Raw genomic sequence first — 20,832 nt, forward strand, 5'->3', positions numbered from 1 at the left:
ACCCCGAACAGCCCCCAGCCAGAATGATCCACCCGCCGTCCCCATGCTTTGATAACCAGGTGAACCCCGACGAAGAACTCGTCTACGAAGTCGACGAGAACGACCGGATCCTGCGGATCGTGCGCCGCGGCGAACTCACCGACCACAACTTGCGGCACCGCAGTATCGCCATCCTGTTCCGCGACAACGCGGGCCGGATCCTGGTGCATCGCCGCGCCGAGGTGAAGCGCGTCTTCCCCAAGCACTACGACATGTTCGTCGCGGGCATGGTCCCGGCCGGCGAGACCTACGACCAGACCGCGCGCCGTGAGGCCGCCGAGGAGGTCGGGCAGCGCAATGTCGTGCTGCGGCCGCTCGGCAAGTGGCGGTACGACGATGAGCCGGTGCCGCAGTGGGCCTCCGTCTACACCGCCACCGTCACCGGTCCGGTCGTCCCGCAGCCGGAGGAGGTGGAGTGGTTCGCGTTCCTGACCGAGGACGAACTCGAACAGAGCATCGCGGAGAACGAGTTCTGTCCGGACAGCGTGTACCTGTACCGGCGCTTGCGGCGCGAGCCGGAGAAGTGAGCCGGAAGTAACTCGGAGAAGTGAGCCAGAAGTGAGCCAGAGGAGTAAGTCGGCGCGAGCCGGAGTGCGGCCCGCGCCCTGAATCGGTACCGGTACCGGTAGGTACCGCCACCGCCACCGCCACTGCCCCGGATCAGCCCGCTGACAACACCAGCCGGCGCCGAGTAACGTCGAGATCCTCGATGCGCACGCTCAGCCGGTCGCCGACCTCGGGCGTGTGGTCGAGCTGGTCCTTGTGCAGCAGGCCCTCGACCTTGTCGGCGAGGCGGATGAACGCGCCGAAGGGCGCGACCTTCGTGATCGAGCCGCCTAGGACGTCGCCGATGGCGTGGCCCGCGGCGAACGCGTCCCACTCTGCGTGAATGTTGGCCTGGTCGGGCACGGGGTCACCTCTTTCATAACGGGTCGTCCGCGGCTTCGCGGCTCGCGCCCAGTGTCGCAACCGTGTGCCCGCGCGGCTACCCCCGGAAGACAAACACCTGCCGGACACGGGGCGCCGGGCACGATCGTCGTCGGCTACATTGGGCCGGGTGGCACAGACGGCGGCACTTGGCCGGGGACCGGAGTCGGCACGCTCGCGACTGGTCCGGCTCGGCTTCACCGATCCCGAGTCCGCCCTCCAGACCCTGGCCGAGGCCCCGCTCGGGGAACTGAGCGGCGATCCGCTGTTCCTGGAGGCGATCGGCCGCACCGCCGACCCGGACCAGGCCCTGGCCGCCACCGGACGGCTGCTGGCGGCCGCCGGGGACGCCGAGGCGCTGGCGGCCACGCTGGCCGCCTCGAAGCCCTTCCAGGACCGGCTGCTGGGCGTACTCGGGGTGAGCGTGGCGCTGGGCGATCACCTGGAGCGGCACCCCGATGCCTGGCACGGCCTGGTGGAGTTCGACGTCGAGGACCTGGCCCCGGCCTTCCGGCGGCTGATGCTGGCGGCGGTCGGGGCGGATCCGGACGCCGCCGAGCCGGTGGCGGACATGGCCGGGATCCCCGCGCGGGACGCACTGCGCGTTGCCTATAGAGACGCCCTGCTGGGGATCTCGGCGCGCGACATCGGCGCGTCCTCGATGAACGAGGCGACCGCGACGTACGACCAAACGGCCGCCGACCTCTCCGACCTCGCTACCGCCACCCTGGAGGCGGCCTTGGCGGTGGCCCGCGCGGAACTTCCCGAGGACTACCCGCCGGCCCGGCTGGCGGTCATCGCCATGGGCAAGTGCGGGGCCCGGGAGCTCAACTACGTCAGCGACGTGGACGTGGTGTTCGTCGCGGCCGCCCCGGACGGCACCGAGCAGGACGACGAGCACCTGGCCCTGCGCACCGCGACCCAGCTGGCCGCGACCATGATGCGGGTCTGCTCCGACACCACCTCCGAGGGCGCCATCTGGCAGGTCGACGCCAACCTGCGCCCGGAGGGCAAGAACGGCCCGTTGGTGCGCTCGCTGGCCAGCCACGTCGCCTACTACGAGCGCTGGGCCAAGACCTGGGAGTTCCAGGCGCTGCTGAAGGCGCGCGCGGCCGCCGGCGACCGGGAACTCGGCGCGAAGTACATCGAGGCCGTCACCCCGATGGTCTGGGCGGCCTCCCGGCGGGCCGGCTTCGTCGCGGACGTGCAGTCGATGCGGCGTCGGGTGGTGGCGCACATCCCGGCCAAGGAAGCCGAGCGGGAACTGAAGCTCGGGTCCGGCGGCCTGCGCGACATCGAATTCGCGGTGCAGCTGTTGCAGTTGGTGCACGGGCCCACAGACCCGGCCCTGCGCAAGCGCGGAACCCTGGAGTCCCTGGCGGCGCTGTCCGCGGGCGGTTACGTGGGGCGAACGGACGCCGCCGCCCTGGCTGACGCGTACCGGTTCCTGCGCACGCTGGAGCACCGGCTCCAGATCCACCGCCTGCGCCGCACCCACACGCTTCCCGAGGAGAAACCGGAGCTCCGGCGCCTCGGACGCTCCATGGGATTTCGGAAAGATCCGGTTGATCAGCTGAACAGTGAATGGAAACGGCACAAGCGGGAAGTAAGGCGCCTGCACGAAAAGCTCTTCTACAGGCCGTTGTTAGACGCGGTGGCCCGCTTGACGCCGGGACAAGCCGCATTGGGTGGTGCAGTTCACTTGACGCCGGAGGCCGCGCAGTCTCGGTTGGAAGCTCTCGGCTACACGGATCCCGCAGGAGCGCTGCGTCATCTGACGGCGCTCACGTCCGGGGTGAGTCGCCGCGCGGCGATCCAGCGGACCCTCCTGCCGGTGATGCTGGACTGGTTCGCGGACGCGGCCGATCCAGACGGAGGGCTATTAGCGTTCCGCAAGGCGTCCGAGGCGCTGGGCGACACGCACTGGTACCTGCGGCTGTTGCGCGACGAGGGCGCCGCCGCCGAACACCTGGCGCGAGTCCTGGCCTCCGGACGCTACGCCCCGGACCTGCTCCTGCGGGCTCCGGAAGCCGTCGCCATCCTCGGCGACCCGGCCAACCTGGTGCCGCGGGCCCGGCCGGTGCTGGAGGCGGAGATCCTGTCCGCGGTCGGGCGGGCCTCGACCCCGGAGGCGGCGGTCGCCGCGGCGCGCGCGGTGCGCCGCCGCGAGCTCTTCCGGATCGCCGCCGCGGACCTGCTCGGACTGCTCACCGTCGAACAGATCGGCGACGGGCTCAGCGCGGTCACCGCGGCCACCCTCAGCGGGGCGTTGCAGGCCGCCACGACGGCCATCGAGAACCGGCTCGGCGGGCCGCTCCCGACCCGCTTCGCGATCATCGCCGCCGGCCGGTTCGGCGGCCGGGAACTCGGCTACGGCAGCGACGCGGACGTGCTGTTCGTGCACGATCCGCTGCCGGACGGGGCCGAGGCGGCGAATCCGGACGAGCCCGCTGGGGGCGCGCCTGACAACGCCGTGGCGGCGGCCAACGGCACCGCCTCGGTATCTGCGGCGGCTACGGCATCCGCGGCGTCTACGGAATCCGCAGCATCCGCCGCATCCCCGGCACCCACCACAGACGCTGCCGCGGCCGCGCACGTCGCCGGACCCGCATCGGCCAACGGCAGCCCGGCCTCCGCCCGCCGCGTCTCGCCTCAGCGCGAACGCGCCGCGACCGACGCCGCGCACGCCGTGGCCAACGAACTGCGCCGGCTCCTCCAGATCCCGACACCCGACCCGCCGCTGATCATCGACGCCGACCTGCGTCCGGAGGGCCGGCAGGGCCCGCTGGTCCGCACCTTCGCCTCCTACGCCGAGTACTACCGGCGCTGGTCGGACGTGTGGGAGGCGCAGGCCCTGCTCCGGGCCGAGCCGGTGGCCGGCGACCCGGAGCTGGGACGGCGCTTCGAGGCGCTGATCGACCCGCTGCGCCGGCCGCGATCAGGTCTCGACGAAACCGCGGTGCGCGAGATCCGGCGCATCAAGGCGCGGGTGGAGGCCGAGCGGCTGCCGCGCGGCGCGGACAAGGCCATGCACACCAAGCTCGGGCCCGGCGGCCTGTCGGACGTCGAGTGGACCGTGCAGCTGCTCCAGCTCTGCTACGCGCACGAGGTGCCCGCGCTCCAGACCACGCGCACCCGGCTGGCGCTGTCCGCCGCCGTGGACGCCGGCCTGCTGGAGTCCGACGACGCCGAGATCCTGGACGAGGCCTGGATCGAGGCCACGCGGGTGCGCAACGGCATCATGCTGGTGCGCGGCCGGGCCGGGGACTCGATCCCGAACGACATCAAGGAACGCGCTGGGATCGCGATGTATCTGGGCTCTGAGAACAGCGAGGAGTTCGTCGAGGAGTACCGGCGCGGCGCGCGGCGGGCCCGCGCGGTCGTCGAGCGCGTCTTCTACGACTGGAGCAACGAGCCGGGGCGGTCCTGAAAGACCGCCCCGGCCGGGGGACGTCGTCGGTAGTCGTCGGTAGTCGTCGAGTCGTCATCGGGTCGTCCTCGCGATCGCAGTCTTCTGATCGCAGCCCGCTGACGATCGTCCGGCCTCAGCCTGCGCGCCCGAACAGCCGCCCGGCGATGTCGATCCCGATGACCGCGCCGCTCTCGTCCCGGGTGAAGTACCCGCGCTGCCCCTTGAGCCCGCCCTCGGTGATGATGTAGTCGTCGCCGTCCTCGGCGAGGAACCCCATCGCCGCGGCGGGGTAGTCCTGCGGCATGTCGGTCTCGGAGGCGGCGCGGATCTCCGGCTTGATGCCGACCGCGAGGGCCAGGCGCTCGCCGTCGTCGAGCACATCCAGGTTCATCGCGTCGATCGCGTAGCGGCCGACGACGTCGCGGTTGCGCCGCGGGTCGTAGGCCACCGGCTCCGGGTCCTGCTCGGCCACGCCGATGAAGTGCTCCAGCGCCCACTTCACAATATCCTGATTCAGCTGGTAGCCCTCGGGCGCGCAGTTGCTCAGCACCACCACCGCGAAACCGTGTTCGGGCACCATCAGCAGCTCGGCGAACTGGCCGTTGCCGCTGCCGCCGTGCCCGAAGGTGCGGACGCCGCCGATCTCCTTGAGGAACCAGCCGAATCCGAACGCGTCGCCGAGCGTGGAGCCGCGCAGCTCGGACTTCGGCTCCTGCATCGAGCGGCGGTCCTGCACCGACAGCACCTCGTTGTCGGCCGCGGTCTCCTGCCCGAGGTGGAACCGGGCCCAGCGCAGCAGGTCCCGGGCGCAGGACGCGGCACCGCCGCCCGGGTTGTTGCCGTGCGTGCCGGCCGGGTAGGACTTCCACGGCGTGGCGGTGTGCAGCGTGCCCTGCGCGTCCCGGTTGTGGCCGACGGCGAACTTCCGGGTCATGACGTCGTCGAGGTCGAAGACGGTGTCGGTCAGGCCCAGCGGGGTGAGCACCAGCTCGGCCACGGCCTGCTCGTAAGGCTGCCCGGTGACCTTCTCGATCACCCGGCCCAGCAGGTTGTATCCGGCCTGGCTGTAGGAGGCGCGGGCGCCGGGCGCACCGATCAGCGGCAGCGCTTCCAGCTTCGCCACGAACGCCGCCAGCGTGCCGTCGTCGTGGGCTGAACCGGCCTGGGCTGTATCGGCATGGGTTGAATCGGCATGGGCTGAATTGGCAGAGGAACCGGTGTCGATCAAGTTCCACTCCAGACCGCCGGTGTGGTCCAGCAGGTTCCGGACGGTGAGCCGCGCCGCGTGCGCCTCGTCGGCCAGCTTCAGCTCCGGGACGTAGGTCCGCACCGTCGCGTCGAAGTCGACCTTGCCCTCGGCGGCCAGCCGCGTCAGCGCGGTGGCGGTGACGGACTTGGTCGCCGAGGCGATGTGGAACAGCGTGCGCTCGTCGATCGGGACCGGGTTGGCGGCGGTCGCCACGCCGTGCGCGGTGCACAGCTCCGTCTCCTCGAACAGCACCCCGACGCTCACCCCGGGCACGTCGTACGCCTTCGCCGCCTCGGCGACGAACGCGGCCAGCTCCTGCGCGATCTCCTGCTTGTCCTGCTTGTCCTGCTTGTTCTGCTCGCCCTGCTGCGCGGTCATCTCGATCTCCCCTTGCCGAGTAACTTGCACTTAGTTCAAGTGGAACCGTAGCCCTGACTTGAACTAAGTGCAAGTAGACTGGGGGCCATGCCCCGGAACACGCTCACCGCGGACCAGATCCTCCAGGCGGCCATCGCCCACCTCGACGAGGAGGGCCTGGACGGCCTCAACATGCGCGCCCTCGGCAAACGCCTGGACGTCGCCGCCACGGCCGTCTACTGGCACATCAAGACCAAGGACGAGCTGGTCCGGCTGGCCACCGACGCGGCCTGGGCCGAGGTGGAGCTCCCGGACCCGGCGCGGGTCGGCTGGCGCGCGGCCGCCGTCCGCACCGCGACCAGCTCGCACGCGATGTTCACCCGCCACCCCTGGATGGGCCAGGCCTTCGGCGGCTACCTGCTCTACGGCCCCGGCAAGTCCCGCCACGACGACCACCTGCTCGCGGTCTACGAAGCCGCGGGCTTCGCCCCCGCCGACGCCGACCGGGCCGCCGCGGCGGTGTTTACCTACGTGCTGGGCAACGCCCTGGCCCCGGCCGCGATGGTGGCCCTGAGCCGCCGGCTGGCGATCGGCGGCGAGGACGCGGCGCGGGCGTTCGCGCAGGCGCAGGAGAACTCCGTGGCGATCGCCCGCACCTTCCCCCGGCTGCGCGAGCGGATCGACAGCCCGGCCGCGTCCTACGCCGGGACCCCGGAGGACAGCTTCGAGCTGGGGCTTACCGCGATGCTGGACGGGTTCGAGGCCCGGTTGGCGGCCGGGGCGGGGCGTTAGTGGCAGGAGCAACTGGAGCAATGAAAAACGGGCCCCGCGAAGGGGCCCGTTCGGCTTGGCAAGTCCGTCGCCGGACTAGCCATCACGTCCGCGGATGGATCGCTGGTCGGACCGGCTCAGCCGCCGTCGAGCGACCGTCGGCGTCGGCCGGCTTCTCGGCCGCGGTGGCGTCCGCCTGAGGCGGCTGAGGTGGCTGAGGCGACTGAGGTGGCTGCGGGGCGTCCCCGGCCACGGCCGGCGAGGCCGGCGCGGCGAACACCTTCCGGCCCTGGAGGAGCCGCTGGACCAGGAAGCCCAGGCCCAGGGTCACCAGGCCGAAGACCGCGTCCAGGACGTAGTGGTTCGCGGTGCCGATGATGACCGCGAACGTGCACAGCGGGTAGGCGATGCCGAGCGCCTTGACCCACTTGCGCTTCGCCAGGTGCGCGATGACCAGTGCGCACCAGGTGGACCAGCCGATGTGCAGCGAGGGCATGGCCGCGTACTCGTTCGTCGACGAGCCCAGGCCCGCGACCCCGTCGGAGGTCGACGCCGGCTGGCCCCAGGGGTTGAGGAGCTTGAACGTGTCGATGAAGTTGCCGCCCTGCAACAGCCGCGGCGGGGCCAGGGAGTAGAAGTAGAAGCCGAACAGCGCGATCAGCGTCATCGCGATCATCACGGTGCGCACCGCGCGATAGCGGTCCGGGAACTTTACGTACACCCAGATCAGCACCACGATCGGCACGATGAAGTGCAGCGTGGCGTAGTAGACGTTCATCGAGAACGCCAGCCAGCGCACGCTGTACACCCAGTGGTTGAAGGTGCGCTCGAAGTTCAGCCCGAGGTAGTGCTCCAGGCGCAGGATGTCGTGTCCGCGCTGCTGGGCCGCGGTCGCGTGGGACGGGGCGGCCAGCCGGGTCAGGGTGTAGAGGTAGTACCCGAGCGCGATGAGCGCGATCTCCAGCCAGAGCTTGGGCCGGTTGGTCGGGCGGAACCGCTGGGGCAGGATCGGCCCCGGAATCCAGCTCCGGCGCTTTCGGCCCGCCTCGGCCCCGGCGCCGTCTGCGGGGCCCGTCGGTCCGACCGGCCCGCTCTGCGTCGTAGCCTCGGCGGTGCTTTCCAGCGGCTGTGTCGTCGTCACGAGTTCACCCCCATGACAAGCAAGTCTGCCAGGGTACGTGGAGTGGACGCGTCATACCCCGGGTCCACATTCCGCATCACTCCATGGTAGGGCTTTGGTCGTGGTCTGCGGCCGTCCCGCCGTAAGGGTCGCCCCGGCGGAGTACGCCAGCCTATCCGGATCCGCTGTTTCCCGCGCGTCCCATGGCAGGTCATCTCCAGCCGGTACGCTCCGCGCCAAGCGTCACCGCACCCGGTCAGATGGGGCGCGACGTGACGAATCAGACACGCGAGGAGCCACCCCATGCCCATCCCCGTGTACGTCCCCGCGAACGGCGGCCGCTGTGACCACCTGGAACAGCCGCAGGCCGGCGAGCCGGACCGGTCCGGCTCGCCGCCTAGAGCCGGCGAGACCGCCGCCGCGGACGAGTGCCGGGCCTGCCGCGCGGTCGGCGGCCGCTGGCTGCACCTGCGCGAATGCCTGGTCTGCGGCCATGTGGGTTGTTGCGACAACTCCCCGAACCGGCACGCGACCGCGCACTGGCGCGCCACCGGCCATGCGCTGATCCGCTCCCTGGAGCCCGGCGAGGTCTGGGCCTGGTGCTACTCGGACGAGGCCATGCTGCTGCCCGCTGACTGCTGCTGATCAGGCGTCCCGCGCCCCGGGGCCGCCCGCGACCACCAGAGCGCTCCGGTGGCCCGTCCCCAGGCCCCGGCTTAGCGTGAGGACACGGCAGCCGTTCTCCCACGGCTCCGGCAGGCAAGGAGTTGAAAACGCATGGCGAAGAACAGCCCGGCCAAGGGGCAACACGGACTCGGCGCACGCGGCCAGGGGAAGCTTCTCTACTTCCACACGCGTGTCACCTACGCGATCCGCCACTCCAAGGAACAGCTGCTCCGGAAGTACCGCAAGCAACCTGAGTACCGGCAGGCGAACGGGCATTGGGCGGGCACCCGGTAGGCCGGGCTTGATCTGTATAGCCGAATACCCAAGCTGAAGAACTACCCGAGCTGAACTACGCGCTCCTGGCTGTGGTCGTGACGACCTGCCAGGGGCGCATATCGACGCTGTGGTTGTCATAAGCGTCATAAGCAGTGCTGATCGTGGCTGTGGTCGGTACCGGGGTGAGCGCTGCGAGCCGCACTTCCGGGTCCTCGCCCCCGACGTCGCGGCAACTGCTCAACACCACGCCGCGGCCACCGATCTCAAACCCACCGCTCGGAATCTTCGGGACGTTGTCCGGGTCCTGATTCCGTCCCGCGACGGACGTCAGCGGATGGCGGTAGCGCTCGGCGGCGTCGAGCACGCCCGACTCGTGCCACTCGCCGGCGTAGAGGTACAGGCCCAGCTCCACGGTGCGCGTCCCGTGGACCTGCGCACCCGGCGTCGCCAACTGCGGCCCGGCCGGCTCCGCGCGCCAGCCGTTGTCGTTGCGCGAGAGCATGCCGACCGAACGCAGGAGGGTCAGCGCGAGGGTGCGGCCGTCATCGACGAGCTCGTATTCACTGACGTGGTCCAGCAGCACGGCCAAGCCGCCGGCCGCGACCCAGCCGTAGGCCGGGAACGTCGGCACGGGGCGTTCGCCGAAGCCGCCCTCGGCGTGCGGCCCGCGGTCCACGACGGCGAACTGGCCCTCGGCGTGCGAGCGCGTGGCCGGGCGGGGGAGCGGGAGGTGCAGGCGGACGCGGTGGTCGTCGGTCTGGTTGTCGAAGGCGATGCTCAGCCGGACGAACGGTTCGCCGTGCCGGAGCTCGATGCGCGTGGTGACTTCGGTGGTGTGGGCGGCGTCGGCGCGGGCGGCGGGCTCACCCCCGACCGGCCAGTCGAACCAGCGTGCTGATTCAAGCGCGCCGGTGAACGGCCCGCTCCAACACACCCGGTTCCAGATCTCGTCCGGCGAGACCACCAGCCGGTCGTGCTTCGGCGGCGAGTAGTTGTACTCGTCACCGAGATCGCCGCCGTCCACGATCAGGCCGAGCCCCGCGGCGTGGGTACCGTCGGCGGCGAGGACGTCCAACAAGCCGTCAGAGCGCAGCGCCACGTGCACCAGACCGTTGTCGAGGTCGGACACGGCGCGTCGGCCGGCGGCGATGTTCTTCGGCGCGGCGCGCGGCCCGCTCTCGTCTTCCGGCACGGTCACGACTGCCGCGAGCGCGAGCGGGCCGACGTCGACGAGCGCGGCGACCGTGGCCCGCGCCTGTGTACGCACCTTGACACACCACGACTCGACCGCGTCCGCCGACGCCGCGGCACGGACCTGCGCGACGTCGAAGACCAGCTCGGAACCCGGCGCCAGCTCGAAGGCGATGGTCGCCGCGACCGGATCGACATGCCACGCGGCTATCTGGCGCCCGTAGAGCTCGCGGCCATGGATCTTGCGCAGGAACAGGTCGAGATCCGCGTGCGCGACGACCTCGTCGGCGAAGTTCTCCGCGACGATCTCGAGAACCTGGTGCGGCACAGACCCACCCGACGCGGTCTTCACCACGCGGCCGGCGGGAATGTCGAGCGTCACCACCTCGGCACGACGCCGCGGCGAGGGGTTGAAGAGCAGATGCCCGCCCTCGGGAACGGTCTCCGCGACCGCCCCGAGCACGAGATCGACCACCCCACGCCCGAGATCATCAGCCTCGGCGATCCGCGCCGCGACCTGATCGGCGGTGGCATCGACACCGCACCCGGTCACACTGTCGTGGCAGGAGGAATCGACCAGCCGCCGCCACGCCAGATCGAGGAAGGGCCGGCACGCCGCCCGCGCGCCATACAGCGCCGCGAGCGGCTCGGCATAGCGCTCGACCAGCCGCTCGGCGCGGCTGAGGGCCTGCTTGAGGCCGATGCGCGAGGACAGGACGCCGGGGAGGATGTTGGCCCGCGCGTGGCTGCGGAGTTCGCCCTGGATGATTTGGGAACCAGAGCCAGAGCCAGCAGCGGCTTCAGTGCCAGAGCCAGAGCCAGAACCAGTGCCAGCAGCAGCTTCAGTGCCAGAGCCAGTGCCAGTGCCAGTGCCAGAGCCAGTGCCAGCAGCAGCTTCAGTGCCAGAGCCAGTGCCAGTGCCAGTGCCAGAGCCAGAACCAGAACCAGAACCAGTGCCAGCAGCAGCTTCAGTGCCTGAGCCAGCGCCAGCAGTAGCCGCAGCTTCAGCGACAGTGCCAGCGCCTAGGGCAGTGCCAGCCACACCAAAGAAGCCGGCGAGCGTGTCCAGCCTGATCCGCGTCGCCCCGTCCCCGTCCCCGTCGCCATCCCGCCGGGATGCCGCCGCCACCAGATCCGCGAGCCCGTCCACCGGGGCCGAGTGGTCCGTCCCGTACATTCCGAGCAGCGCGCCGTTTGGTTGCCAGCGTCGCAGGGCTCGCACATGCTCCTCGGCTCGATCGCGTACCACCGCGGGGTCGGGCTCGGTGAACATGCCCGCCGCCCCGCCGTAGCCGCCTTCTGGGAGGTAGCGGGTGTGCAGTGCGGTGCCGTCCGGCGCGGTCCACCAGAACTCCGTCGTGTGCACCGCCTCCGGCACTCCGCGGTAGACGCACGCGTGCTCGATGCCCGCGAGGCTCAAGATCTGCGGGAGTTGGGCCGCGTGGCCGAACTGGTCCGGGAGGTAGCCGATGCGCATCGCGCCGCCGAGGGCGTCTGCGCGGGCTAGGCCGATTTCCAGGTTGCGGAGCAGGTTCTCGCCCGAGCACAGGAATGAGTCCGCGAGTACCCGCCACGGGCCCAGTGCCAGTTGGCCGCGGCTGGTCAGGGTGCGGACCAGTGGCTCCTGTTCGGGGCGGATCTCCAGGTAGTCGTCGATCGCCGCGGTCTGGCCGTCGAGGGTGAAGCGGGCGCGGGGGTCGGCGGCGAGTTGGGCCAGCAGCCGGTCCAGGACCGTGACCAGGCGGAGGCGGAAGCGCTGGAAGGGTTGGTACCACTCGCGGTCCCAGTGTGTGTGCGGGACGACGACCAGCTCGTTCATGTGGCCCCGCTCAGGGCGCGCAGGACGTTCAGCGCCGTCCGGATGTCCGCGGTGCCCTCGGCGATGCCGCTCAGTGGTGCGGTGCCGGCGGTGACGAGGGCGTGGAAGGCCAGCAGCTCGCGTTCGAAGCTCGATTTCGCGCTGAAGAAGTAGGGGTTGCCGAACGTCAGGTAGTGGGTGTCGGTCTCGGTCTGCACGTGGACGCTTTCCTCGTAATCGAGATAGTCGGGCAGGAAGTGCCAGCGCACGCTGTAGCGGCCGTGGGGGAGCGGCCCGGAGAACTCCAGCGAGCCCGGCTCCTCGCCCCGTGCACCCCACGACGCCGCGGAGTCGACATCGAGTTCTGCGACACCGGCCAGCAGCCGGATCAGCGCCACATCGTGGCACACGCTGTCGAGCATGGCGCGGTACTCCCAGTGCGCGCGCGCCCCGAGGTGCGTGGGCGCGGGAGCGGCGACGGGAGTCCAGTCGATCGGCGGGAAGTCCTCCGGCGGATGCAGGACACTGATATCGATGTGCCGCACGGTCGCCGGGTCGAGGGCGTCGATGGCCTCAGCTACGTTCGGGCCGTACTGCTTCATGTAACCGAGCATCAGGCGCTCGCCGGCCCTAGCCCCGGCCCCAGCCCCGGCCACGAGCGCGGCCTCCTCGGGCGTGTGCGCGAGCGGCTTCTCGCAGAAGACGGCATACCCGCGCTTCAGCGCCTCGGCGGCCAGTGCCGCGTGCGACCCGGAGGTCAGCAGCAGGACCGCGTCGAACTCGCCGTGTTCGAACATGTTCTGCGCATCGGTGAACACGCCGGACTCGGCTATGCCCAGCCGGTGCGCGAGATCAGCGGCGTAGCCGGGGACGGAGTCGCAGAGGGCTGTGATCCGGAAGTGCTGATTCAGGTCGGCGAGCAGTGGCAGATGCACATGACGCGCCACATGGCCCAGCCCGACGACGGCCACCCGCACGACAGCCACCGGCACGACAGCCACCGGCACGACCGCCACCTGCGCGACCGCATGGGAATTCGGTACCCCGTCACCCATCAAACCCCCAACCCGGCCAGCACTGCCCGGTTGTGCCGCATATCCCCGATGATCCGCCCCAGATCCTGCCCGCCGTCCGGCACGTCCTGCTCCACGACGATCCACCCCTCGTACGCCAGCGCCCGCAACGCGTCGAGAAACGCCGCCAAGTCCAGCCGCCCCGCGCCGAGCCGGCAGAACGTCCCGTCGGCCAGCGCGTCCTTCACGTGCACGTGCCGCACCCGATGCCCCCACCGGGCCAGCGTCGCCAGCGGATCCCCGCCCGCCGCCAGCAGGTGCCCGGTGTCCAGGCACAGCTCCAGCTCCGTGAGCTCCAGCAGCCGGTCGATGTCGTCCGGGGTCTCGATGCTGGTGTCCAGGTGGTGGTGGAACACCGGTTCCAGGCCGTGGTCGCGGCAGCGGGAGGCGGCCCGGTACGCCTGCCGGACCAGCAGGCCCCACCCGGCCGCGTCCAACGGCCCCGACGGCGGGCACGCCAGCGTCGGCTTCGGCGCGAAGCTGCTCATGTCCGGGTAGCGGTTGCGGCTGTGCAGCAGCCACGCGGTGTCTTCGAGGGCTGACAAGTCCTCAGCGAAGCCCTCCTGCTGCCCGAACCGCAAGTCGTGCCAGCCGCCGGCCAGCGCCGGACAGGAGTCGGCCGACACCTCCTCCAGATACCCGCGCGGGCCCAGATCAGTGCCCGCATACCCGCAGTCCACCGCGATCCGCGCGTACTCCGCCGCGCTGATGAACGGCTCCCGGGCCGAGTAGATCCCGAAGTTGACCGGGGCGGTCGCCACCTTCACCGGCCAAGCCGGCTTTCCCGCCGGCGGATCTGTCACGCGCACAGTGCCATCACCTCGTTGCGCCAGGTCTCCAACCGGTACATGCCCGATTGCGACGCCGGGAACGACTGCCGTCCCGAACTGTCGGCGCGCACCACCACCCGGGTCTCGTCCGGACGGACCAGGATCAGGCCGTCGGCGTCGACCGTCGTCACCTGGTCCCCGCAGCGCAGGACCAGCGGTCCGGTGCGGGTGGCCGAGATCGCGGTGTGGCCGGCGGCGATGCCGGCCAGCAGTGCCGCGGTGGAGCACTCCTCGGCCAGTACCCAGGTGATCGGCGCGCCGAGCGAGGCCGGGGTGCCGTCGGGCTCGTGGAAGTCGCTGCCGCCGACCGGGATGATCGCGGCCGGATGCCGCCGCATCCAGGCCAGCGGCCAGCCCCAGGTCCGGTCGAACCAGGACCAGTGCCAGACCTCCGCGATCGAGGGCTGGGTGGTCAGGTGGTGCCGCCAAGCGCAGTCCCCGGCCAGCGGGTGGTTCACCGAGAACAGCGCGCCGGCCTTCTCCGCCTGCTTCATCCACTGCGAGGCCGGGCGCCGGAAGTCGATCCACTCCGGCGAGCCCCACACGTTGGCGTGCCCGAGATCGGTCGTGACCTCCTGCCCCGGGATCAGCGTCACGCCGCTGCGCGCCGACTGCTTCTCCAGGTGGGGGTAGTGGCTGATCGTGTTGTGGTCGGTGACCGCGAGGAAGTCCAGGCCCACGGTCGCGGCCAGCTCGGCCAGCCCGCGGATGCTCAGCGTCCCGTCGCTGTGCTCGGTGTGGGCGTGCAGGTCTCCGGCGTACCAGCGGGCGCCGTCGACGGTCGGCAGCTCGCGGGCGGGCGGTCGCTCCAGGAGCCGTACGTGGTGGTATTCGAGGTCGCGGGCGACCTTCGTGGTCTTGTCGCTGAACGTGATCTCCAGCGAGTACCGCACGCCCTCCGGCGGAACCCGGTGCAGCCCCAGCCACACGTGCCACACCCCGGGCAGGATCTCCCCGGGCAGATACCCGGGCGTCGCCCGCCCGGCCCCGATCTCGAACTCCTGCCGCGCCCCGCCGGACCAGCCGCGGAAGCCCTCGGGACCGGCGCACCCGAGGTCCAGGACGGCGCCGGCGGACCGGTCGTAGTCCAGCCGGACCTGGATCAGCGAGGTGCCGGCCGGCACCTCGAACGGGACCGACCGCAGCTGTTGCCGCAGCCGGTCCTCCAGCCACCACACGCCGTCCAGCCGCATCAGCCCACCAACTCCCCATCCGCGTAGAGCAGGGTCCGGTCTTTGCGGGGCAACGCCCACAAGGTGGCCCGGGGTTCCGGCTCGTCCTCCTCGGCCACCACGACCTGCACGGCGGTCCCGGAGACGTCCAGGGTGAGCAACAGCGAGCTGCCGAGGTTCTCGGCGACCTCTACCGTGCCCCGAAACGCCCCGTCGAGCGGATCCGGCGATACGCGGAAGTACTCCGGGCGCGCGCCAAGGACCACCGCGGCGCGTTCGGCCAGGCGCTCCCCGGTCCCGTCAGGTGGCGCGATCTCGGAATCTGCGACCAGAACGCGTCCGTCACGGACAACCCCCTCCAGCAAGTTCATCGGCGTGGAGCCGATGAAGGAAGCCACAAACGTGTTCGCCGGCCTGCGGTACACCTCACGAGGCGTGCCCAGCTGGCGGATACGGCCGGACTGCATGACCGCGATGCGGTCCGCGAGCGCCAGCGCCTCGGCCTGGTCGTGGGTGACGAAGACCGTGGTGACGGCGAGTTCGCGTTGTAGTCGCTTGAGGAACGTCCGCGCCTCTAGCCTGAGACGAGCATCAAGGTTCGACAGGGGTTCGTCAAAGAGAAAAACGGACGGCTTGGCCGCGGTGGCGCGGGCCAGGGCCACGCGCTGCTGCTGTCCGCCGGACAAAGCCTCCGGTCTGCGGTCCAGAAGTCCCACGGTGCTGTCGGTGCCGGTGAGCCCGAGGTCGGCGGCCGCGGCCAGAACGGCTTCCCGTTGTTGGGCTTTCGGCACCCCTCGTACCCGGAGCGGATACGCGATGTTCTCCGTCACGGTCATGTGCGGGAAGAGGGCATAGTCCTGGAACACCATGGCCACGCCCCGCTTGCCCGGCGGTGTGCGGGTCACGTCGGCTTCACCGATGTGCACGGCGCCGCTGCTCGGTGTCTCCAGCCCGGCCAGCGTCCGTAACAGCGTGGTCTTCCCGCAGCCGGACGGACCCAGCAGCGCGAAGAACTCCCCGTCCTCGATCGTCAGGGTCAGCGCGTCCAGCGCGGTGACGCCGCCGCCGGCGTCGGCGAACGTCTTGGTCAGGTCGACGGTTCTTATCTGGGCCATGACGCTCCTCCTACCGCTTGATCCCGCCGTGGAACCGGAAACCGTAGCGATGGCTGACGAACAAGTACAAAAGGACCACCGGGATCGAGTAAAGCAGAGAGAAGGCCGAGATCAGCGCCAGGTCGGGCTGGCCGCCTTCGGTGTAGAACGTGTAGAGCACCACTGAGGCCGGATACTTGTCCGGATTCCGGATCAGGATGTAAGGGATCAGGAAGTTGCTCCAGACGTTGACCACGGCCCAGACCGTGACCGTGGCCAGCCCGGGGCGGATCATCGGCAGCACGATGTGCCGCATGATCTGGAACGGCGAGGCGCCGAACACCCGTGCCGACTCCTCATAGGAGCGCGGCATGTTGTCCGTGAAGTCCTTCAGGATGAAGATGGCCGCCGGGAGCAGGCCGCCGGTGAAGACCAGGATCACCCCGACCCGGGAGTCGATCAGGTGCAGTTTGAAGGCCAGCTCGAACAGCGGCACCATCGCGGCCGTGCCGGTCACGATCGAGGACAGCAGCAGCAGCGCGTAGAGGATCCCGTTGCGGCCGGGGATCCGCACCCGGCTCAGCGCGTACGCCGCCGCCGCTGCGAACCCCACTGTCAGCAGAGCCGTACCCCCTGCCAGCAGTAGAGAGTTCCACAGCGACGGCAGCGCATACGGATCCTTCAGCAGGACCGAGAAGTTGTGAAGAGTAAACGAGCTGATGCTGACGTCCAACGTGGGGTGCGCGTTGAAGGGCGTCGAGGCCAGCCACAACATCGGCAGCGCGAAGAAGCCCAGCAGCACCGACAGGAACGTGTAGCGGCCGATCTTCGCCAGGACCGCGCGGACGGTGGGATCCTTCATGGCGCCACCCGTTCCAGCTTCCGCCCGCCCCGCCGGTCGCGCAGCAGTCTCAGGTACACCAGCGCCACCACGAGGTTGATCACCAGCATCAGCAGTGAGATCGCGGCCCCCAAGCCCATCTGCCCGTCGAACAGCGCGGTCTGGTAGATGTACACCGGCAGGATCTCCGACTTGCCGTTCGGACCGCCGGCGGTGATCTGGTACGGCGTGAAGTCGTTGAACGTCCACAGCGAGATCAGCAGCAGGTTGGTCAGGATGTGCCCGCGGATGTGCGGGAAGACCACGTCGCGCAGCTGCTGCCAGGAGTTCGCGCCGAACATCCGGGCCGTGGCCAGCTGCGAGGGCGGCACGCCGGTGAGCGCGGCGCTGTAGAGCAGCATCGAGAACGCTGTGCCGCGCCAGATGTTGAAGACCACGATGACGGCCATCGGATGCTCGATCGCCCACGCCGTGCCCGGGGTGTGCAGCAAGGCGTTCAGCGTGCCGGAGCCGCGGTCCAGCATCGCCACCCACAGGAACGCCACCACCGAACTCGGCAGGATCCAGGCCAGCAGCACCAGCGCCTCGATCAGCCGCTTGAGCCAGCCCCGGGCGTCGCGCAGCATCCAGGCGATGACGAAGCCGAGCAGCGCCTGGCCGAGCACCGCTGAGAACAGCACGTACTCGACGGTCAGCCACAGCGAGTGGTGGAAGTCCGGGTCCTGGATGACGTTCGTGTAGTTCTGTAGGCCCACGCTGCGCGGATGGCGCGCGGCGAAGCCGGTGAGCCGGTAGTTGGTCGTGCCCAGATACAGGGTCCACAGGGCCGGGAAGACCAGGAAGGCGGCGATGATCAGCAAGGCGGGCGCGGAGATCGCCGCCGCGCGCGCCCTGCCGAGCCCCGCCGGATCCGCTGAGTCAGTTCCCCGCGGCGATGCTGTCCGGGCCAACGAGCGCCTCCAACGCCTTCTCGTAGGCCGCGGCGGCATCGGCCGGGCTCTTGCCGCTGACCACGTCCGCGGTCGCCTTCTGCACCAGGCTCGACACGTCGTTGTACGCCGCCTGCGACGGCCGGAACGAGGTGATCGGCAGCACCTTGTCGGTGGCGAACTTCAGCATCGGGTCAGTGGCCAGCACCTGCTGGTTGACGTCCGTGCGCGCGGTGAGCAGCGGCGCCCCGGCGATCCGGGAGATGGTCTCGGTCTTGGAGTTCAGGAAGGCCAGGAAGTCCCACGCGGCCTGCGGGTACTTGGTCTTGGGATTGATCGACCAGTCCGAGCCGCCGGAGTAGGACACGAAACTCTGGCCCTTGATGCCCGAGCCGGCCGTTTCCGACGGGATCAGCGCGTAGCCGACATCGGTGTCCCGGTCGGCCATCGGCGCGGTGCCGCCGGAGGGGTTCACCACCGAGCGCCACATGTAGTCGGACTCGGCGTAGATGCCGATCTTGTCGGCGGCGAACTCGGCGAAGGACTCGTCGCGGCCCTTGGCGTCCTCCTGGAGCACCGGATCGCCGTAGCCGCCGCCGTAGATCTTCTGGTAGAAGCCGAGCGCCGCGGTGAACGCCGGGCCCGCCTTGACCCACTTCCCGTTGGCCCACAACGTGCCGTTCGCGCCGGCCAGCAGCGGCAGGAAGCCCTGCATCGTGGTGGCCTCGCCCATGGGGACGCCGGCGTCCCACTGCACCGGGGTGACGCCCGGCAGGGTCTTGAGTTTGGCGGCCGCGTCGTAGACGTCCTGCCAGCTGGTGGGCTGCCAGTCGGCCGGCAGTCCGGCCTGTGCGAACAGCTTCTTGTTGTAGAAGATGACGCGGGCGTCGGTGCCGTTCGGGACGCCGTAGCGCTGGCCCTGGTACTCCCCGAGGGCCTGGACCGCCTGCGTGATCTGGGACCAGCCGTCCCAGCTGTCGACCTGGGCGCCGGCCACCTGGTTCAGCGGCTTGAGGTAGCCGGCGTCGGCGAACTCGCCGACCCAGATGCCGTCCAGGGAGAAGACGTCGTCCCCGGTGCCGGACTGGAGGTCCAGGGCGAGTTTGGACTTGTAGGAGTTGTCGTCGACGCCGTTGGGCCGGAAGGTGACGTGCGCGGTGATCCCCTTGGCCGCCTCGGCCTTCACGAAGTCCGGGATCAGGGTCTTGGAGATCCAGTTCGCCTCGTTGCTGTTCTTGCCGCCGGCGATGTCGTTGGCGGTGATCACCAGCGTCGGGTTCTTCGGCTGGTCCGAGGAGTTCACATCGGCCGGCTTGGCACCGGACGAGGAACCGGAACAGCCGGCGACCAGGGTCGCGGCCGCGACGCCGATCGCTATCAGGGCTCGAAGGTTTCTGGAATGTGCCGAACGTGCTCCCATCGGTGCCTCCGCGGGTGTCGGTTCAGTACGGCTTCAGTGTTCGGTGACGGTCACTTCCAGGCTGTAGCGGGACGCGCGGTAGATGTGGCTGCCGAACTCCACCGCCCGCCCGTTGTCGTCGAAGGCCGTGCGCTCCATGGTCAGCAGGGCCGCGCCGCGCCGTTCCTCCAGCAGGGCCGCCTGTTCGGCGTCGGCGGTGCAGGCGCCGATCCGCTGCCGGGCCACGCAGATGCGGATACCCGCTTTGCGCAGCACTTCATACAGGCCCCTGGTCTCCAGCACTTCCACGGTCAGCGGCGGCACCGGCTCGGGCAGCCAGTTCCGCATCACCGCCAGCGGCTCGCCCTGGGACCGGCGCAGCCGCACCACCTTGGTCACCGGGGTCCCGGCGGCCAGGCCCAGCGCGGCCGCGGCTTCCGGCTCGGCCGGGACCCGCGCCAGCAGCAGCACGTCGGTGGCCGGGGCGCGGCCGCTGCGCGCCAGATCGTCGTGCAGGCTGGTGAGCTCCATCTCGCGCCGCACCGGCATCGGCAGGATCTGCGTGCCCACGCCGCGCCGCCGCACGATCATGCCGCGGTCCACGAGGTGCCCTATCGCCTGCCGCACGGTCGGCCGGGACAGCCCCAGCGACTCCGCGATCTGCACCTCGGAGTCCAGCTGGTCGCCCGGTGCCAGCTCGCCGGTGCGGATCGCCTCCGCGATCTGTTCGGCGACCTGGAAGTAGAGCGGTATCGGGGAGGAGCGGTCCACCTCGATCCGCGGTCGGATCCCCATAGTCGTCAGTATGCTGCGGTCACTTTGTCCGGACAACAGGTTGACCGGGGAACACCGTACTGCTATGCAGCAAACGGGAGGCGGTATGGCAGACATGGCAAACATCGACATCACGCCGGAAACGGCCGGCTGGCGGTACGCGGGATTGAAGACCGCGAAATTCGCCGGCTCGTACGAGTTCGGTACCACCGAGGACGAAGCTTTGGTCCTGCCGTTGTCGGGATCATGCACCGTCAGGTCTGCGGGCGAGGAATTCCTGTTGGCCGGCCGCAAGGACGTCTTCGCCGGACCGAGCGACTTCGCCTACATCCCGCGCGGCAGCACGGTCCGGCTGGCCGCGGTCGACGGCGAGTGCCGCGTCGCGATCCCCACCGCGCGGGCCGAGCTGGATCTGCCGTTCCGGTACGGCGCGCGCGAAGCGGTCCCGGTCGAGCAGCGGGGAGCCGGATCGGCCGCGCGTACGCTGCGCAACTTCTGCGCCCCGGAGGCCTTCCAGACTGACCGGCTGCTGGCGGTGGAGGTGATCACCCCGGGCGGGAACTGGTCGTCCTGGCCGCCGCACAAGCATGACGAGGACGTGGAAGGCGGCGAGCGCGCCAAAGAGGAGATCTACTACTACGAGGGCGGGCCGGGATACCAACGGGTCTACTCGTCGGCGGCTGGTGAGATCGATGTTCTTCGGGAGGTGGAGGCCGGGGACGTGGTGCTGATCCCGTACGGCTACCACGGCCCGTCGATGGCCATGCCCGGCTATGACCTGTACTACCTGAACGTGCTGGCCGGCCGGGACCGCGGGCCGGACCGTTCGATGGCGTTCAGCGACGATCCGCGGCACGCCTGGATACGGCAGACCTGGAGCGCCTGAGGGGACGGCGCGTCCAGGTCTGTCGCGA

The 20,832-nt window shown here is 70.2% G+C and carries 18 protein-coding genes; 6 read left to right on the forward strand and 12 right to left on the reverse strand.

Annotated elements, in window-relative coordinates:
- Nucleotides 1–59 precede the first annotated feature (59 nt).
- Complete coding sequence (locus IZR01_RS17145; protein ID WP_194924410.1) at nt 60–566, forward strand: NUDIX hydrolase; 507 nt, start codon at nt 60–62, stop codon at nt 564–566.
- A gap of 133 nt (nt 567–699) precedes the next feature.
- On the opposite strand, the gene IZR01_RS17150 is transcribed toward IZR01_RS17145, so the two are convergent.
- Complete coding sequence (locus tag IZR01_RS17150; protein ID WP_194898561.1) at nt 700–948, reverse strand: S1 RNA-binding domain-containing protein; 249 nt, start codon at nt 946–948, stop codon at nt 700–702.
- Nucleotides 949–1,096: 148 nt separating this feature from the next.
- Between IZR01_RS17150 and IZR01_RS17155 the strand changes: the two genes are divergently transcribed.
- A complete protein-coding gene (locus IZR01_RS17155) occupies nt 1,097–4,396 on the forward strand; it encodes a bifunctional [glutamine synthetase] adenylyltransferase/[glutamine synthetase]-adenylyl-L-tyrosine phosphorylase (protein ID WP_194924411.1) in 3,300 nt (1,099 codons plus the stop codon).
- A gap of 115 nt (nt 4,397–4,511) precedes the next feature.
- Here IZR01_RS17155 and IZR01_RS17160 read toward each other — a convergent pair whose 3' ends face one another.
- Entirely contained in the window at nt 4,512–6,005 is a 1,494-nt protein-coding gene (locus tag IZR01_RS17160; protein ID WP_194924412.1) for a serine hydrolase domain-containing protein, read from the reverse strand.
- A gap of 87 nt (nt 6,006–6,092) precedes the next feature.
- Between IZR01_RS17160 and IZR01_RS17165 the strand changes: the two genes are divergently transcribed.
- A complete protein-coding gene (locus IZR01_RS17165; protein ID WP_194898564.1) occupies nt 6,093–6,776 on the forward strand; it encodes a TetR/AcrR family transcriptional regulator in 684 nt (227 codons plus the stop codon).
- Nucleotides 6,777–6,858: 82 nt separating this feature from the next.
- Here IZR01_RS17165 and IZR01_RS17170 read toward each other — a convergent pair whose 3' ends face one another.
- A complete protein-coding gene (locus IZR01_RS17170) occupies nt 6,859–7,896 on the reverse strand; it encodes a phosphatase PAP2 family protein (protein WP_323746668.1) in 1,038 nt (345 codons plus the stop codon).
- A 282-nt stretch (nt 7,897–8,178) separates the two neighbouring features.
- On the opposite strand from IZR01_RS17170, the gene IZR01_RS17175 reads away from it, so the two are divergent.
- Nucleotides 8,179–8,520: a UBP-type zinc finger domain-containing protein gene (locus IZR01_RS17175; protein WP_194898565.1), complete on the forward strand. Its 342-nt coding sequence runs from the start codon at nt 8,179–8,181 to the stop codon at nt 8,518–8,520.
- A gap of 132 nt (nt 8,521–8,652) precedes the next feature.
- A complete protein-coding gene (locus IZR01_RS17180; RefSeq protein WP_194898566.1) occupies nt 8,653–8,835 on the forward strand; it encodes a hypothetical protein in 183 nt (60 codons plus the stop codon).
- 55 nt (nt 8,836–8,890) lie between these two features.
- Here IZR01_RS17180 and IZR01_RS17185 read toward each other — a convergent pair whose 3' ends face one another.
- The 9 genes from IZR01_RS17185 to IZR01_RS17225 are packed head-to-tail and all read right to left on the reverse strand — an operon-like array spanning nt 8,891 to nt 19,939.
- Complete coding sequence (locus tag IZR01_RS17185; protein ID WP_194924413.1) at nt 8,891–11,827, reverse strand: glycoside hydrolase family 38 N-terminal domain-containing protein; 2,937 nt, start codon at nt 11,825–11,827, stop codon at nt 8,891–8,893.
- Nucleotides 11,824–12,861 carry a Gfo/Idh/MocA family protein gene (locus IZR01_RS17190; RefSeq protein WP_194924414.1) on the reverse strand — a complete coding sequence of 346 codons (1,038 nt, stop codon included), beginning with the start codon at nt 12,859–12,861 and terminating at the stop codon, nt 11,824–11,826. The genes IZR01_RS17185 and IZR01_RS17190 overlap by 4 nt, the downstream gene beginning before the upstream one ends.
- Nucleotides 12,861–13,688, reverse strand: coding sequence for a TIM barrel protein (locus IZR01_RS53310; protein ID WP_323747028.1), 828 nt, complete (start codon nt 13,686–13,688; stop codon nt 12,861–12,863). The genes IZR01_RS17190 and IZR01_RS53310 overlap by 1 nt, the downstream gene beginning before the upstream one ends.
- A complete protein-coding gene (locus IZR01_RS17200; protein WP_194924415.1) occupies nt 13,679–14,902 on the reverse strand; it encodes a CehA/McbA family metallohydrolase in 1,224 nt (407 codons plus the stop codon). The genes IZR01_RS53310 and IZR01_RS17200 overlap by 10 nt, the downstream gene beginning before the upstream one ends.
- Complete coding sequence (locus tag IZR01_RS17205) at nt 14,902–15,996, reverse strand: ABC transporter ATP-binding protein (RefSeq protein ID WP_194893568.1); 1,095 nt, start codon at nt 15,994–15,996, stop codon at nt 14,902–14,904. The genes IZR01_RS17200 and IZR01_RS17205 overlap by 1 nt, the downstream gene beginning before the upstream one ends.
- Before the next feature lie 10 nt (nt 15,997–16,006).
- Nucleotides 16,007–16,837: a carbohydrate ABC transporter permease gene (locus IZR01_RS17210; protein ID WP_194893567.1), complete on the reverse strand. Its 831-nt coding sequence runs from the start codon at nt 16,835–16,837 to the stop codon at nt 16,007–16,009.
- Nucleotides 16,834–17,805, reverse strand: a complete 972-nt coding sequence (locus tag IZR01_RS17215) for a carbohydrate ABC transporter permease (protein WP_438939700.1) — start codon at nt 17,803–17,805, stop codon at nt 16,834–16,836. Before IZR01_RS17215 ends, IZR01_RS17210 begins: the two co-directional genes overlap by 4 nt.
- On the reverse strand, nt 17,735–19,165 hold the full coding sequence (locus IZR01_RS17220; protein WP_194924416.1) for an extracellular solute-binding protein: 1,431 nt from the start codon (nt 19,163–19,165) through the stop codon (nt 17,735–17,737). The genes IZR01_RS17215 and IZR01_RS17220 overlap by 71 nt, the downstream gene beginning before the upstream one ends.
- Nucleotides 19,166–19,198: 33 nt before the next feature.
- Entirely contained in the window at nt 19,199–19,939 is a 741-nt protein-coding gene (locus tag IZR01_RS17225) for a GntR family transcriptional regulator (RefSeq protein WP_228554383.1), read from the reverse strand.
- A 94-nt stretch (nt 19,940–20,033) separates the two neighbouring features.
- Between IZR01_RS17225 and iolB the strand changes: the two genes are divergently transcribed.
- Nucleotides 20,034–20,804: a 5-deoxy-glucuronate isomerase gene (iolB, locus tag IZR01_RS17230; protein ID WP_194924424.1), complete on the forward strand. Its 771-nt coding sequence runs from the start codon at nt 20,034–20,036 to the stop codon at nt 20,802–20,804.
- Nucleotides 20,805–20,832 lie beyond the last annotated feature (28 nt).

Origin of the sequence: Catenulispora pinisilvae (genome assembly GCF_015356865.1) — a bacterium.
Lineage (GTDB): Bacteria > Actinomycetota > Actinomycetes > Streptomycetales > Catenulisporaceae > Catenulispora > Catenulispora pinisilvae.

Bases quoted from the DNA above. Each gene is read 5' to 3' on its own strand.
- IZR01_RS17160 (WP_194924412.1), bottom strand. From the start codon at position 6,005: ATGACCGCGCAGCAGGGCGAGCAGAACAAGCAGGACAAGCAGGACAAG.
- IZR01_RS17165 (WP_194898564.1), top strand. From the start codon at position 6,093: ATGCCCCGGAACACGCTCACCGCGGACCAGATCCTCCAGGCGGCCATC.
- IZR01_RS17175 (WP_194898565.1), top strand. From the start codon at position 8,179: ATGCCCATCCCCGTGTACGTCCCCGCGAACGGCGGCCGCTGTGACCAC.
- IZR01_RS17180 (WP_194898566.1), top strand. From the start codon at position 8,653: ATGGCGAAGAACAGCCCGGCCAAGGGGCAACACGGACTCGGCGCACGC.
- IZR01_RS17185 (WP_194924413.1), bottom strand. From the start codon at position 11,827: ATGAACGAGCTGGTCGTCGTCCCGCACACACACTGGGACCGCGAGTGG.
- IZR01_RS17190 (WP_194924414.1), bottom strand. From the start codon at position 12,861: ATGGGTGACGGGGTACCGAATTCCCATGCGGTCGCGCAGGTGGCGGTC.
- IZR01_RS17200 (WP_194924415.1), bottom strand. From the start codon at position 14,902: ATGCGGCTGGACGGCGTGTGGTGGCTGGAGGACCGGCTGCGGCAACAG.
- IZR01_RS17205 (WP_194893568.1), bottom strand. From the start codon at position 15,996: ATGGCCCAGATAAGAACCGTCGACCTGACCAAGACGTTCGCCGACGCC.
- IZR01_RS17210 (WP_194893567.1), bottom strand. From the start codon at position 16,837: ATGAAGGATCCCACCGTCCGCGCGGTCCTGGCGAAGATCGGCCGCTAC.
- IZR01_RS17215 (WP_438939700.1), bottom strand. From the start codon at position 17,805: ATGCCGCCGCGGCCTACGAGAAGGCGTTGGAGGCGCTCGTTGGCCCGG.
- IZR01_RS17220 (WP_194924416.1), bottom strand. From the start codon at position 19,165: ATGGGAGCACGTTCGGCACATTCCAGAAACCTTCGAGCCCTGATAGCG.
- IZR01_RS17225 (WP_228554383.1), bottom strand. From the start codon at position 19,939: ATGGGGATCCGACCGCGGATCGAGGTGGACCGCTCCTCCCCGATACCG.
- iolB (WP_194924424.1), top strand. From the start codon at position 20,034: ATGGCAAACATCGACATCACGCCGGAAACGGCCGGCTGGCGGTACGCG.